Genomic DNA, 15,458 nt, shown 5'->3' with positions numbered 1-15,458 from the left:
TCCAAATCAGTGGGCGTCACTAAGCATAAACGGCAAGCCAAACGCCCTCGGTGGGATTCCCCACGTCAGCGCAAGATGGCTTCCGGTGCAAGTGAACGTCTCGACCGACGAATGGTCAATGTTTCTTGAGGCGAATTTTTTTTCTTGTGAACCTTTGCGGTCAACGTCGTGCCGGTTGAAACGATTAGGGTAGCTACAGCGACACTTGGCTTAGACACTTCGGTTTGCCCATTTTGGAAGCCCCAAATTAAGTCACTCGAATTGGCCCAGCGCCGCAAAACGCAACTTAGGTTTACATACCGAGGTCATGTACTGAATTGATGCACCACTTTGTATCTCGCTCTTCGCCAAACGATTCGAATATCTGTATGAACCAAGCTAATTCAACCAAAATTCGAGTCTTGCTGATTGAAGATACCGATACCGATGCGCTTTTAATCGAGCGACTCATCCGAAAGCCTGACTGCAGCATTTTCACCGTCGATCGAGTGGATAGCCTATCGGCCGCTACCGAACGAATGCTGTCGGAGTCCTTTGACGTTGCATTACTCGATTTAAACTTGCCCGACGGTGAAGGCATCGATTCACTGCATTCGTTGCGTGCGGTCGACGCTCGGTTGCCGATCGTCATTCTTACCGGACACCAAGACGAAGAGCTTGGCCTATTAGCTGTCGAAACGGGTGCCCAAGATTTCATCTGCAAAAATTCCGTCAGCGGCACGATTCTTTATCGAGTCCTACGATACGCCGTCGCCCGCCATCGAAAAATGCTGGGCTTCGCGGCCGAAGCCCAAACCGACTTCTTAACCGGCCTACCTAATCGCCGTCAATTCGACGAGTGCTTTCGTGACATGGCGGCATCGAACGACTTGATGTATTTCGGCATGATCGATGTCGATAACTTCAAACAACTCAACGACAATTACGGCCACGCTTACGGCGACCATGTATTGCGTCAATTGGCCAAAATCATGCAAAGCCAACTGAAATCGTTCGCCCACGTTGCACGACTTGGTGGTGAAGAATTTGCAGTGCTGATGCCTGGCCTGAACCGCACGACTGCTTTCCAAGCAATGGAACAACTGCGGCAGCGAGTCGAAACCCACACGTGGCAATTCGAAGATCAAGACGTGACCGTGACCATCAGCATTGGTCTCGCCCTGGTGGACATTACTCGTCCCTGGACCACTGCCGCGTCTTTAGCGGATGACGCCTTATATAACGCGAAGCACAATGGTCGAAACCAGGTTTATCATTCGACCTCGCCTACACCACCCTCTTCACATTTAAGAGGCGTTGCACGGGACGATGCGGCACCAGCAGCACTCGGTGTCACGAACTGCCAAACCAACACGAATACACCCGTGATCCCATAGCCAGCGACGTACTCCATCACTTCGGGTATCGATGCGGCAGGTAACCAGAGCGAACTACCTTCGCTAGCCAAGAAGGGAACGAAAATACGGTTCCCAGCAATGGGCGAGTGCATGATGCCGAAAAACGTGAGCCCTGCGGCCAGGAATAAAACTCCAGCGGCAACGTTAAGCTTCTTGTCAATCATGGATGCTAGCATCCATGCCCACAGCAATCCGGTAACGATGAAGCCGTTGCTGAGCATCCGCAGTGTCTGCAAATCATCTCGCAGGGCACCGCCTTCTAGATCCACTGCCGTCACACCCTGACCTAACATCAAGCCATCGCCAAAAATTCGGTTGGGTAAGCTCATTGCCAAATAGGCTAACGCAGGCAGACAAGCAATAGCCACCGCGGCGTAGTGACGTTTGGGCGTTGCCAAGAAAGTTTGTGAAGTAATCTCAAGCCCCACAAATACCAAAATGGGGTACACCACCGGTGCGGGAATCCAAGCGTTGAGCCAGGCAAAATAGCCTACCACCCCCGCGGTCCCAATCAAGATCGCCGTTGCCAACGTATATGCAGCACGCCCACCCATCGCTTTATACGCGGGGTGACCAATGTATGGTGTCGTTTGAATGACCCCGCCTGACAACCCAGCGATCAATGTCGCGATCGCTTCGATACCAATGATCGCTCGGGTGTCGTATTCGTCACCCGCCGATGCGGCGCTCTCGGTGCAATCAATCCCGCCCACCACCGTGGTCAACGCGAACGGTAAAACAAAAGGTAGGTAAGGCAACGCGTAAGGGAACGCATCCATCCACCCAAACGAATAACTGCCAAGCCACTCCGTCGGAAACCAGCGCACCGATTCGGCCGCAGGGAACTCATACCCGACGATCCCTAGACCGCACATGATGTAATAGGCGACGCCAGCAACGATCAACGCTCCCAATGTGCCTGGTGTGCGACCGGGTAATTCGACATGTCCAATTAACGTTCCTAATACGATCACCATCGCCAACATGCCGGGCAGTGGCGAACCAAGGATGTGAGTCAGCGGAAAGAAGCTGATCAGCACCAACGCCACCGCTGCGAGCGATCCGAGCAACCCGGCTCGAGGCACAACCCGGCGCACTAACTGCCCGAACGGTGCCAGCGTCAACTTCACCGCTCCGCTGAAGATGGAACACCAGATGCCAATGTGCCAGGTGTGCATGCAAGCCGCTTCAACGTCCATGCCGTCCCGGCGTGCAGCCATGAAGGCAGGCCCCAAAACCAATAGAGTCATGCCGAACGTGGAAGGCGTGTCCAGCCCCAGTGGCATGGCAGTCACATCGGTGCGGCCGACTCGCTTGGCAAATCGCAATGCCAAAAAAAAGAATGCCAAGTCACCCAGCATCACGCCCAACGCGGTACCGGGAACCATGTGGGTCACCGAAAAGGAAGCCGGCAATCCAAACCCGGCCAACAAAGCCACCATCAAAAGCAGCCCGGCTAGGTTATCTAGCATCAAGCCGAAAAAGGCGTTGATGTCGCCCTTGGTCGCCCACCACAGGCCCGATGGCGAACGATCACCGTTGTGGATGCCGCCGCTGAACATTGTGCTTCCGCCCGAATCCGACCTATCTAAGTTGCTGGGGGGAGTCATTTCGGACACGGGCAAACCTCGTATGATATCGTTCCAGGCAATCCAGGGCTCGAACAGCCTAACCCACATTCCCCCTGCACGAAAGCAAGCCCGATGAAGACCATGATCGTGATTCCCGCTCGACTCGCATCAAGTCGACTGAGCGAAAAACTGCTCCTCCGCGCAGCCGGGAAATCGATCTTGCAGCATACCTACGAAGCTGCTCAAGGTTCCGCACTCACGGATTCCATTTTGGTAGCCACCGACGATCCCCGGATCGTCGCCGAGGTCGATTCCTTTGGCGGCGAAGCACGACTGACCAGTGTGGATTGCCAAAGCGGAACCGATCGGCTGGCGGAAATCGCTCTCATGCACAGTGACGTTGATCTATTTGTCAACGTGCAAGGTGATGAACCGGAGATTTCACCAGCAACCATTGACGCCGTCGCCGGTCTGTTGGCGGCACGCCCCGACGCGGATATCGCCACTGCGGCATGCCCAATTACTCACGAACCCAAACTAAACGATCCGGCTTGTGTGAAAGTGGTCATGGGTACGAACGACCGAGCGATTCTATTCAGTCGGGCCGCAGTGCCGCATGTCCGCGATGGAGTTACCCCAGCGGACCTGAATGCGAATCCACCCATCTTTTGGCAACACATCGGCTTGTATGCTTACCGCAGGGACTTCTTGCTCTGGTTTGCCACCCAGCCGCCTGGACGCTTAGAGCAACTGGAAAAACTCGAACAACTGCGTGCCATCGAAGCCGGTAAAACCATCGTCGTTACCGCCATCGAAGCTTCCCCGCCCGGTATCGACACTCTGGAAGACTTCCGCGAATTCGTAGCTCGTGTTGAAAACGAATAGAGCATCGTGCTTCCGGCTACCGACCGATTGACCTCCACCTCCTCTCCTATTTGCCGCCTTCGTTTTGTCCACTGAACGGCGACCGGATTCGCGACCAGCGATCCTTGCAACTAAGATTCAATCGGCAAATTGCGTCGCAACTACCCGGGGCACACATTTGCCTTCCGACTGACTACAATCTTCGCTTCTGCAAGATTCCCACCTTCTGATCCTTCACTGATAGGATCCCTACCCTTGATTGGAACCCCACCTATGAATTTAACGATTCGACAACTACTCAAAGCCGCTAGCGTCTGCTCGTTAACCGTCGCAGCGATAGCGAACTCGGCCACCGTCTCAGCCGAGCAGGCTACGGCTCAGGCTGGCGAATGGAAAACTCTTTTCGATGGCGAATCGACCGACGCTTGGCGTGAATACGGCCACGATTCCATCACGACTGGCTGGAAAGTGGAAGACGGCGCACTGACCTGTATTTCCAAAGCGGATCAAGGCGATCAAGCACGTGGCGAAAACCTGATCACCAAAGACAAGTTCGCCGCCTTCGAACTGGAACTTGAGTTCAAGGTGACTCCAGCGGCCAACAGTGGAATCATGTTCCATGTCGTCGAAACCGATAAACAGCCCTATTTCACGGGTCCAGAAATCCAAATCCAAGACCACAAGGGCGGACACGATCCACAAAAGTGCGGCTGGCTTTACCAGTTGTACCCAGCCGAAATCGATGCGACCAAGCCAGTGGGTCAGTGGAATAAACTCCGCGTTTTGATCACTCCCGAGAAATGCCAAATCACGATGAACGGAGTCCTTTACAGCGAGTTCGTTAAGGGAAGTGAAGACTGGAACAATCGAGTGGCTAAGTCAAAATTCGGTAAGTGGGAAGGCTTCGGAGAAGCAACCTCGGGCCACATCTGCCTGCAAGACCACAACGACGAAGTTTCCTATCGCAACATTCGCATTCGCGAACTGTAGGCGACCATGTCAATCGCGATACAATGACGATCGCGGTACGAGTCACCGTCTGACATTCCCGTGAAAATCCGCAGGAAACGCAGACAAACAGGAAGACCGAAATGAATCAGGCATCTGGAATCGAGGCGGCACCAGCCCAACCGAACCAGATGCCTTTTTTATTTTCACCACGGGTGGACCTGCTTACCTTTGGCGGCAGCGCCTTGGTCGCGTTGGCGATGCTGCCGCTTGGTGCCGCACTGGGTGTGTTGCATGACGACACGCCGGGTTGGACTTGGATCGGTGCGATCCTGTTGATCGATGTAGCTCACGTCTATGCGACCGGCTTCCGCACCTATTTCAATCTTGCGGAACTACGCCGCCGCCCGTGGCTCTACGGACTGACGCCCATCTTAGCGTTCGCAATCGGGATCGCCGTTTACAGCGAAGGGCAACTGCTATTTTGGAGTGTACTGGCGTACCTCGCGGTCTTCCACTTTGTCCGTCAACAATACGGATGGGTGTCGCTGTACCGATCCAAAGAAAATCAACTCGTATCATCGAGCCTTTCGTCCGGTGAAACCGACCCAACCGGTTGGTGGGTGGACACAACGGCAATCTATTTGGCAACGCTGTACCCGCTGGTTTACTGGCATGCGTCGCCGCCACGGCACTTTCACTGGTTTACCGAAGGTGATTTCTTTCATCTACCTCCGCTCGTTGCCACAGTGCTAGAACCGATCTACTGGATTGCGTTGGCGACCTATGCAATTCGCGCACTGTGGCGGGGAATTCGCCAGAATCGATGGAACCCTGGCAAAGATTTGGTCGTGCTAACGACGGCAATTTGTTGGTACGTCGGAATCATCTCACTTAATTCCGATTACGCGTTCACCGTAACCAATGTGATCATTCACGGCGTGCCTTACATGGTGCTCATCTACTGGTATCGCTGGCATCGCTCAACACCGACATCCAGCAAGCTCGACAACGTCACGCACGAACTACAACCACCGCCACTGGCAACCACTTCCCGGTGGCGAACCACCGCCGGTCGAGTGTCGCTATTCCTCGGCGCCATCTGGGTACTCGCTTATGCCGAAGAATTGCTTTGGGATCGCGGCAGTGGGCAACGCCACGAGTGGCTGTTTGCCTGGCTGGGCACTCAATCGACTTCTTGGGACGTCGACGCATGGTTAGCGCCGCTGCTCGCCGTACCGCAGATAACCCACTACGTTCTGGATGGATTCATCTGGCGACGATCCGCAAGATGATCTCCGAAGACACCACCAAAACCTGGCTCAAAACCGCTCTAACTTAATCAGTTGAGAGCGTATCAGTGGGTTGCCCGATGCCGATATGGGTTGAACAACAAGTAATTTAGGTGGCGATACAAATCGCTTGAGTTCAACAACTCGGCATGCTTCCCCTCGCCAACCAAATTAGGGCCATTGAGCAAGACAACGCGGTCGCATTGCCGCATCGTTTGTAAACGGTTGGGCAGCACAACAACCAACGATCCCAGATCAGCCAATCGGCGCATTGCCTTCAAACATGGGTCGTCATTGAGATGTTCAGTCGGTGCTGGTGGCTCTTTGACCAGCACGATCGCCGGACGATGCAACAGCGCCCGAGCGAGGCCCAGCGTGTAACGAGCACTGATCGACAAACCATCCGGCGTTCCGAGACTTCCACCTGCAGTTTGCCCCGTCTGCCCCACACGAGACTCTGCAATTGGCCCGACAATTGTATCTAAACCATCACTCAGCCGCGTAATCCGCTCGTACAAACCAAGTGCTTCCAGCACGTTGACCATGTCCCGCTTGTCAACACTTTGATCCAACCCGGACATCAAGTTGTCCGTGATCGTCCCTTCCCACAACGGACCGTCTGGCGCAATCCACATCACTTGCTTGGCCAACGCCTTGGGATGGACGTCGCGGATGTTGATGCCATCGATCTGTAACATACCATTGCTAGGCCGACCGAAGCCCATCAACAACTCCACCAAAGATCGCGTCGACAACTCGTCGGATCCCAAGAATGCGACCAACGACTTCGGTCGCAACGACAGACTCAGGTTGTTCAAAATTGCCTTGCCGGACGAATCCTTTAAGGAGATGTTTTGCATATCGACCGACTCTCGCAAGCCAGCCAAACCGACTCGCTGTTCGCTAGGCGCACCATCGTCATTGTGTTGCAGGTAGAGATAAATCTCTTCGCAAGCACGGCTACTGCGTCGAAGTTGCCTCGCCAATTCATTCAAACGGCTCGCCGAAAACGCGGCTCCGGCCAAAGCCAGCCCCAACACCAACGATGCCGGCAGACTCAAACCATAGTGATCCACGCCGCCGTCAGCGACCTCTTCCGACAAGATGTTCGCACCCAGTCCCATTACGAGTACTGCGATGGCCACACTTCCAGCGAACATCAAAATAGGCCACAACCGGCCTCGTCGAGCATCGTCACCCGCCAACCGTCGATCCAGTGACTCCAATTCGGCATCGTACGCTTGATCAGCTTGTCGTCCTGCTTGCAGCCGTGCCATCATCGGCGCGTCACCGATTAAGTTGATCAGCCGTTCGCGGATTTCCGGAATTTCAAATCGCGAGAGTTCCAACCAAGTTGGATTTCGCAGCCGACCATAAAGCTTCCAAATCGCGGCGCCACTAATGACCGCCAACAAGGCAAGCCAAACGTTAACCATCAGCGCCAACACGACGCAGCCAACCAACATAAAGATGCTGCGAGGAACCACGCGGTACCAAAGCGACAAACCGATCCCAAGCTCAGGCAGTTCTTTACCGATCAACTGGGCCGCCCGAATTCGCTGGGCAGCAGCGCCTTCGATCTCCGCCCGTCGCAAACTCTGCTGGAACATCCGTTGGTGCAGCGACCGAACAACACCTCGAGTGAGTCGGTCCGACGATCGCCGATTCAACCAAATCGCTAAGCAGAAACATGCCGTAATTGCTAACGCAACCAGCACCAATTCAGTGAGCTGGGTGAAACTGTCTTGACTGACGAAACTAACCGGCAACGGCACGCCCAGATAGGTTCCCAGTCGCACGGTGCTGACTCGGATTCCACCAACATCAATCAGTTCCGCCACGACGCCAAAGAGGACGAACATGACCGGAACGAACAAACCCGCAACTGTTGCCCAAAACCAATGGAAACCGGCCCTGCTTTTGGTGGCCTCGCTACGGGGTTGGCTCAGGGTAGCAAAACGATTCACCAGCGAACGCCTCTAAGGTGGAAGTGAGCGACGCGGACAAGTACGTCATTTTGATGCCCTTGATTCAATGTCCACGAGTAGCGGGAATGAAAATTACATCCCAACCCTAAGCGTTCAGGAAGATTGAACGCCTTGAGATCTCCTCGCGAACAGATCGCTATCAGGTTGCTAGTTTAATTCAATCCAACCAGCCCATTCTAAGCTAAATCGCGATCCTCGAACAACAACATCGCTAGCATCCACACCGCAATCACGAAAACAACCAAGTAGTTGAACGCACCAGCGAGGTAAATAAGCGGCACCGCGTTACCGGCATCGACAGCGGATTGGACGTTGAACGAGTTGAGGTTGGGGACCACCACCGCAATCAGTTTCCCCACAAAGCCGACAAGCTCCGGATTCTGCTTCGCCGACACCACCAGCGGACTGGTTAGGTTTCCGATCACATAGATTGCAAAACAGGTGATGAAGTTAGCCAACAACGGCAGCCGCGTCGCCAATGCCACCGCGATTCCACCGATCGCCATTGTCTCCATGAAGTACAGGCCCAATACCGGAAGCGTTGTCATGATCTCTTCATGCCCAACTTCCCACGCCGGGGTCTGCTTACTCGTTTCGCGAGCATCGTAAATCGGCTTGTATGAAAGCACGACCAACAACACTGCCGACAAAATCACGAACAATACCAGCACACTCAACATGATCCCGGTGTACTTGCCCAAAATGAACGACCGACGGCTCACTGGTTTGGAAAGCACGGTCAGTGCAGTTCGTCCCTCGATTTCATCGCTAACCGAAGTCCCTGCGCTCCAAACCGCCAGCAACATCCCGAGCACCATGATCAACGTCACGCCACTGTCTTTGAGCAGCCGGATGTCGTCACCGAGCGTGTTAAAGGGAAAGATCCCAAACAGCAAAATGCCAAAGATCCCGATCGCCAACAACAGCAGATACAGCGGCTGTGCCATTTCGTTTTTAGCCGTCGACAACGCCAACGCCCAAACGCGTGGTGCCGCTTGGCGTACTGCCATGATCGCGGTCATGGTCAGGAAGAAAATGATGGCGGTAAAGACGATCGACGACGCCTGAGGTACTTGCGGCGAGTTCTTGAACGTGAAGACCACGTTCGCTTCGTCAATTTCTTGGTTGTAGATATGCAGCTTGCCTGGATCACCTGGGATCGGTGGTTTCTCGCGATCTTGATAGCGATAGGTCACTGCCTCGCTGCTACCGGGGTTGACCGTTACAGGTGCTCGGCTGAATGCCGCTGGGTTGTCCGAATCAGAAAGGAAGACCTTCTTGTCACTTTCAATTCGAAGCTCGGCCACATTGCGGAAGTTGTACTGAATGTTGGCTGGCAAGAATTCAGGCTCATCCGACGACGCAGGTGCAATCTTCGCAACTTCAACACGGGTCCCGTCACCCACCACATTCACCGAAGGCACACTTGCCAGGATCTCCTCTGCCTCGTCGACAAACGGTGTCAGCGCCAACCCTAGTGCAGCGAACACGCCAAACGTGCAAAGCAGGTAAGGCACAACGCCTTCACCTAAGATCGAGAACCATTCGCTGCGGGTTCGGTGCCACAATCCGTAGATCAAGCCAAAGCCCAACCCAACGCCGATGGTGATCAACGGCAACAGCAACAGCTCTCGGTCATCACCGCCCTGAGGCAGATAGAACATGCACAACAGTGCCGAGAAAATCGCTCCCGCGATCAACGAAAAGGTGATACCGCGTTTAGGCGAATCAGCCAAATTGCCCAACCCAGGCACGAACGACAGCAACGACAAAACGCCGTAGATGATCGCCACAGCGACGACCCCCAAGACCAAGCCCATCGACAGCACCCAAAGCGGGGTCGAAAAGACCGGCAACCACTTCCCCATCTGCCCGACAATCCCGAATTGGTCTACCAAGCTCAAATGGCCAGCAAATCCCAGCGGGTCAATCGCCCCCAACGGATTCGAAAGTTGAGCGGGCGAAATCACGGAGGACAGACCCTCTAGCGGGGAAAGGCCGATTTCAGGCAGTGGACCAGCGGTCATGCTCGGTGACTCAGGAAAAGGGAACGGGACAAGCGATAAAAAGACGGATATTGCACCAGAAATTGGGTGCGAGTCCCAAGCTACGCAGCGTGACCCCGTTTGGTTTGCCGAAAAACTTGTCTTTTGACAGGACACTTCCCGCCAGCCGCCCTCGCGACGACGCCTTCGCAGCGATCGATATTCCCGGATCGCCACATTGTTCCCCAAGCCAGCACATTTCCAGAGCCGAGACTAGCTGAACGGAGGATTAAACCAGCAGATAAATCACTGTCTGGGCGGCGACAATTCGCATCACCATGGTCAGCGGATAAACCGCGGCATATCCCGTCGCGGTGGCAGACGATTCGCGAAGTGAACTGGCGAACGCCAGAGCGGGGGGGTCCGTCATGCTGCCCGCCATCACCCCACACAGCGTCAAAAAGTTCACTTTGAACAACCAACGCCCTATGACGCCAACGACCAATAGCGGCACCATCGTGACAAACAACCCCGCCGCCATCCACAACACGCCTTGGCTGGTCAGCGCGACCGCGAAGAACGTTTTCCCGGCGGTTAGACCTGCACTGGCCAAAAACAAAATGATGCCCAACTCACGCAACGCCAAGTTTGCCGAGTACGGAATATGCCAGACAAACTTGCCAAGTTTCCCTAGTAAGCTGAACACAATCGCCGCGATCAAAGGACCACCGGCCAAACCCAACTTGACCGGGAACGGTACCCCGGGAATCTGCAACGGGATCATCCCCAACAACACGCCGATCGCGATGCCCAAAAATACAGGGGCGAACTGGGTCTCGTTTAGCATCTTGACCGAATTGCCAAACAAAGCGGTGACTTGCTCCAACGCAGACTCATCGCCCACGACGTGCACGATATCCCCATAATGCAAGCGGGTGGATCCGCGAGCGGGCATTTCGATTCCCGATCGAATGATCCGCGTGATCGTGGCGTTATAAAGATGATCGATCGAGAAGTCCCGAAGCGGCCGATTGATCGCAGCCGCTTCGGTCACGACGATACGACGAAAACTGGCATTGCCGGTCATCTTCATCAGGTCCAAGTTCGAAGGCCGACCGATCAACGGCTCAAAACGGTTCAACCCCGCCTCCGTACCAACCACCTGAATCACATCGCCTGGGTGCAAGACGGTCTCATCCGTCGCCACTGCCACGGACTCGCCACCCACCGGCTTCACTCGGGAAATACGCACCCCGGTTTCTTCGAGACCTGGAATTTTGCCAAACGCGTGATCCGCCAAATGTTCGTTATCGACTTCGATCGCTCTTCGAATGATCGGTTCGCTGGCTTGGTCCGATTGACTCTTGGCATTTTCAACTTCCTCATCCAAGTTGATTTTGAAGACCGATTTTAAGATCAGCATGCTGGCGATGATCCCCAAGATGCCACCGGGATACGCCACCGCGTACGCCGATGCCAACATCCCCAAATCTGGCGAACCCGGTGCTACCGTCGCCGCCGCTTGTTGTGCGGCACCTAGCGACGGCGTGTTCGTGGTCGCTCCGGTCATCAAACCGCCGGCGGCGAAAGCGGGCAAATCCAAAACGGACTGAAAAAACAGAACCAACATCACGCCCAGAAACACGACCGCGAACGCCATCCCGTTTAACAGCAAGCCTTGTTCTCGCCAAAGCTGAACAATCCCCGGTCCAAGCTGCAAACCGATCGTGAAGACGAACAGCACCAAGCCGAACTCTTTCGCAAAGTGCGCAACCTCCGGCTCGATCATCACCCGATCGCTGGCCGATATGAAGTGACCCGCCACAATGCCAACGAACAAAACCCCCGCTGATCCCAAGCCAATCTTGCGAATGCGAACACCGCCGATCAACAGCCCGCCGACGGCAACACTGACCAACACCAAAATCGTAAATGTGACTGGGTCCACGATCCATCAACCAAAAAAAGGGGCTAGGTCAACGAAGCTGACCACGCGTTTATATATGCCAAGATTGATTGTCCAAACTCCACGCCTTGAGCGGAACCCGAGCTGATCGAAACGCGCAACCATCATCCCCAAGACACAGATGCCGGAACATTCACAACCCAAGAATTTCTGAAGAACATCAATCGTTGCGTGCCCTCCATCACTACCGCGGAATCATTCAGATTCCGACAAAAAAAGCCGTCGCTCTACCACGGAGGCGATCATCCACATTTGCATCAACTGCCCCAGTACAAAAGTGTCAATTCGGGGCATCGTGATATCAAATGTCGGATGCCCAGCAGCATGCAAAGCATCCTTGCTTTCCTGAATCGCCCGGGTCATTAACTCCGGAATGGTGCTGCCAGCGAATTCTGCTAAACCATCGTGGTTTTCAATCGATTCACCAACGGTCAACGTGTCGGTCCGCCATGAATCAACTATCAAATTAGTATGCAAGCAAGGTTGATGAATCGACGATTCGCCATCGGTTGACGAGGTAAAAATCGCTAGAGGATCCGTCGCTGCCGCGATATTAATCCGGTCGCAATCTGACTGACGAACGACACCGTGATAACGTGGGCAAGCCTGCACCTTGATCGCAGGCGAACACGCTATTTCACTAACATCGCGTCGCGAAGCCGAATCGCCTTGCAAACATGCCGAATGCATTCCCGCATACCAGTCTCCGATCACCCGCAAAGCTTGGCTCCATACGTTCAAAACTCGCATTGGCGTACAACGACGCTGCGACGAAAGCCCACACCTCTTTGCTAAAAGATGATTCACTGCAACGTACTGCATCACCATATTGGATTCATAAGACGTTGATTGAAAATGTGCGTTCATCGCCGCTGCTCCTTCCAGCAACTTCATACAATCCAATCCCAAGAACGCGGCGGGCAACAAACCGACGTGCGATAACGCACTGAATCGACTCTCGATTGTTTCCGGAATCGCAAATGCCTGCCGACAACCCAGCGTCGCCGCCAGACCACCTAGCTTCCCGCCAGGCCCCGTAACCGGGATCACCAATCTCGGCGACCAGACACCAGACTGCTCACCCAAGTGAACCGGCAAATTTGCCAAGAAATGTCTAGACGCGACCGCCAATTCTGATGGATCGCCACTCTGGCTAATCAAAACAATCGCGTAGCGTCCCTCCGCTTCTGTAACGCTATCAGTGTTCGCATGCAAACGCTTAGTTAGCGAGTCGGCAGCGTCGTTATCAAAATCGTTGCCCGCGAAATACATCCGAGGTTTACTGCCTCGCGATGCGCGAGAAAGCTCGTTGTGATACGGATCGCAACACGCTTGGATAATCGCTTGATTGCAAAGGGTTGCTTCGCTCGAACCTAATACCACCACGGCATCCAGGTGCTCGTGAAGTCCATTGGCAACCTGAAAAATACGCCCCAATTCCGAACGTTCTCTTTCTCTGGCATAAGCTTCCAACAATTGCTCAGGCAACCGGTAAAAGCCTTCATCAAAGCCAGCACCGATTTCGCCAAGACGCCCCGCTAGCGAATCGAGCTGATCCTGGGTGACGCCGTATTCAGGATGCATCGAACCGGATGCGTCGAATCGCAGCATCGACATAAGAAGGTCTCGTGGACAGCAGTAGCAAGAATCAGGATAAAAAGCCAAACCAGATCGTTTGACGGGGTCGTTTCCGTTCGAATAGGCCGCCAAACAATTCGCCAAAAAACTCGGCGTCCCAGCGGCCAGACCCAGCGGCCAGCCCCAGCGGCCAGACAACGGAAAGACATCGGTCAGATAGGACCGCAAAGCATAACCAGCCAACGCCACATCGCACGCCCCCAGTCTCAACCTCGATTGCGATTCCAGCACCTTCCCTTGCGATTCAGTCGGGCTTCACCCAGAATCAAGTGACTCGCTGCCACAAACCAAACCGGATTGTCATGTTGGAATGGATCTCATCGTATTCGACGCTCGCGATTGTCATTGCGGCAGTCGTTCACGTGGTCGCTTTTGTCGTTCTCGCTGGCTGGGCAAAGGCCGATCGACGGCGAATTGCTCAATCACTGGAACGGTTCACTGATGGACTGCCCCACCGCAGCCGAATGGATTTCAACACCCACCTTTCGGATCAAATTGAGGCCTTCCTAGCGGATATCAGCGACGTGATGTCCCAGCCCCCTGAATCCGCTGACCGTGTCACGCTTGCACAACGCGTCAAGATCCTAGATGAGCGACGCGACTACCTTCAATCGTTGCGATTCGAGACCGCGTGGAATGTCGCCCGCACCATGATCGAAGCCTATCCACTCGCGGGCGTGCTCGGGACGATTCTTGCCATCGGTGCGGCGCTCGCGGCTGACGACCAAGCGTCTGTCAGTGTGATCGTCACCCGATTCGGCGACGCGATCTGGAGTACGTTTGCAGGACTGGTTGCCGCAATCCTTTTGATGTTCATTGGAAGTCTGGTCGAACCCGCTTTCGCGAGGCTATCCGAAAACCGCATGGATGTTCGCGAGATGGCCGCCAAGGTGAAACGAGAATTGACAACAACCGATTCCGCCAGCCCTCAATCGTGAGCAACCAAACATGAACATGTTGTGGGCAATCCGACGTGTGCGATTTCCGCTGACTCCGCTGATGGATCTGTTGCTGATTATCGTCTTTGCACAGTTCTTGGATGTTCGCGAAACATCCCAGCGGCAATACGCTTCACTGGAGACGGAACGTCGCAAATTGGTCGAACAAGTCGCGATGGAACGTTCCGAACTGGCGGGGATCCGGCAAGCGATGCAAGCCGAACAAAAACAGCTGAACATCCAGCGGGATCAAGCTCGCGCGGATCGTGACGAAGCGATCGACCAGTCAGAAACAAAGCTAGCCGACGTGCAATTGGCGATGGACTTGATCGCAAAGTACTTTCAAGTCGACGAGTCCGCGATCACACAAATGCCGCTTTCTGGCGAAACGAAATCAGACAACCCCGTCGAAGATGCATTGGCCCGAGCATCCAAGTTAGCTCAAGGCGAACCCGATGCCGTCATTCGCTTTCTAATTGGCCATGCCGAATTGCTCAAACGAGCGGAAATATGGACCGTTCACGCCGACGATGCGAAAGCCATTCACATTCACGCGGGCGATAGCAACGAAAGCTTTCGCTTAGAAGCAGGTTCACAAGCGGAGCGGACCGCCGAAGTCGCCGAGCGATTGTTTGCCGCTTACAAACAATTCCCGCAGCCCAAAGGTTTGGTCATTCTGTTGGTCTCTTTCGATCCGCAAAGCGTTGCCGGCGTTTACCAACCATTGATCGACGCGATGCCCCAAACGCTCGAACGCTTACGTAGCGATACACCGGAATCACGGTTCGAATACACCGTACTAGGCGCAACACCGGATCCGATTTCAAACGACTGATCTATCACTGAATGTCGTTGCCAAACGACCGCGTAC

General features: G+C 54.4%; 10 protein-coding genes and 1 pseudogene. 6 read left to right on the top strand and 5 right to left on the bottom strand.

The genetic code is table 11. From position 1 onward, the window contains the following. Nucleotides 1-320: 320 nt before the first annotated feature. Nucleotides 321-1,235: pseudogene (locus ACR3ZL_RS05860) on the top strand (GGDEF domain-containing protein); the annotation flags it as partial. Between the two features lie 17 nt (nt 1,236-1,252). Here the strand turns inward: ACR3ZL_RS05860 and ACR3ZL_RS05855 are convergent. Next, complete coding sequence (locus ACR3ZL_RS05855; RefSeq protein ID WP_486173568.1) at nt 1,253-2,869, bottom strand: permease; 1,617 nt, start codon at nt 2,867-2,869, stop codon at nt 1,253-1,255. A gap of 231 nt (nt 2,870-3,100) precedes the next feature. On the opposite strand from ACR3ZL_RS05855, the gene kdsB reads away from it, so the two are divergent. The 3 genes from kdsB to ACR3ZL_RS05840 all read left to right on the top strand — a co-directional run bounded on the left by kdsB (nt 3,101) and on the right by ACR3ZL_RS05840 (nt 6,075). Then, the gene (gene kdsB / locus ACR3ZL_RS05850) at nt 3,101-3,853 is read left to right on the top strand and encodes a 3-deoxy-manno-octulosonate cytidylyltransferase (RefSeq protein ID WP_473648820.1); all 753 of its coding nucleotides are present in this window, start codon (nt 3,101-3,103) and stop codon (nt 3,851-3,853) included. Between the two features lie 252 nt (nt 3,854-4,105). Next, nucleotides 4,106-4,822, top strand: coding sequence for a 3-keto-disaccharide hydrolase (locus ACR3ZL_RS05845; RefSeq protein ID WP_473648821.1), 717 nt, complete (start codon nt 4,106-4,108; stop codon nt 4,820-4,822). Between the two features lie 101 nt (nt 4,823-4,923). Next, the gene (locus ACR3ZL_RS05840; protein ID WP_473648822.1) at nt 4,924-6,075 is read left to right on the top strand and encodes a hypothetical protein; all 1,152 of its coding nucleotides are present in this window, start codon (nt 4,924-4,926) and stop codon (nt 6,073-6,075) included. 62 nt (nt 6,076-6,137) lie between these two features. Here the strand turns inward: ACR3ZL_RS05840 and ACR3ZL_RS05835 are convergent, their stop codons facing one another. The 4 genes from ACR3ZL_RS05835 to ACR3ZL_RS05820 form a co-directional block, all read right to left on the bottom strand. Further along, nucleotides 6,138-8,039, bottom strand: a complete 1,902-nt coding sequence (locus ACR3ZL_RS05835) for an ABC transporter ATP-binding protein (protein WP_486173273.1) — start codon at nt 8,037-8,039, stop codon at nt 6,138-6,140. A 197-nt stretch (nt 8,040-8,236) separates the two neighbouring features. Beyond that, nucleotides 8,237-9,928, bottom strand: coding sequence for an ABC transporter permease subunit (locus tag ACR3ZL_RS05830; RefSeq protein ID WP_473653395.1), 1,692 nt, complete (start codon nt 9,926-9,928; stop codon nt 8,237-8,239). A gap of 406 nt (nt 9,929-10,334) precedes the next feature. Next, on the bottom strand, nt 10,335-11,993 hold the full coding sequence (locus ACR3ZL_RS05825) for a putative transporter (protein WP_473648824.1): 1,659 nt from the start codon (nt 11,991-11,993) through the stop codon (nt 10,335-10,337). Nucleotides 11,994-12,206: 213 nt separating this feature from the next. Next, complete coding sequence (locus ACR3ZL_RS05820; RefSeq protein WP_486173272.1) at nt 12,207-13,628, bottom strand: glucose-6-phosphate isomerase; 1,422 nt, start codon at nt 13,626-13,628, stop codon at nt 12,207-12,209. 323 nt (nt 13,629-13,951) lie between these two features. Here ACR3ZL_RS05820 and ACR3ZL_RS05815 point away from each other — a divergent pair, with 323 nt between their 5' ends. Continuing rightward, the gene (locus tag ACR3ZL_RS05815; protein ID WP_473648826.1) at nt 13,952-14,587 is read left to right on the top strand and encodes a MotA/TolQ/ExbB proton channel family protein; all 636 of its coding nucleotides are present in this window, start codon (nt 13,952-13,954) and stop codon (nt 14,585-14,587) included. Nucleotides 14,588-14,597: 10 nt separating this feature from the next. Continuing rightward, nucleotides 14,598-15,422, top strand: coding sequence for a hypothetical protein (locus ACR3ZL_RS05810; RefSeq protein ID WP_486173271.1), 825 nt, complete (start codon nt 14,598-14,600; stop codon nt 15,420-15,422). Nucleotides 15,423-15,458: the final 36 nt, after the last annotated feature.

This window comes from Rhodopirellula sp. J20-39, assembly GCF_057365095.1.
The sequence above is the reverse complement of the archived record's forward strand: the minus strand, read 5'-3'. Positions and strand labels throughout refer to the sequence as shown.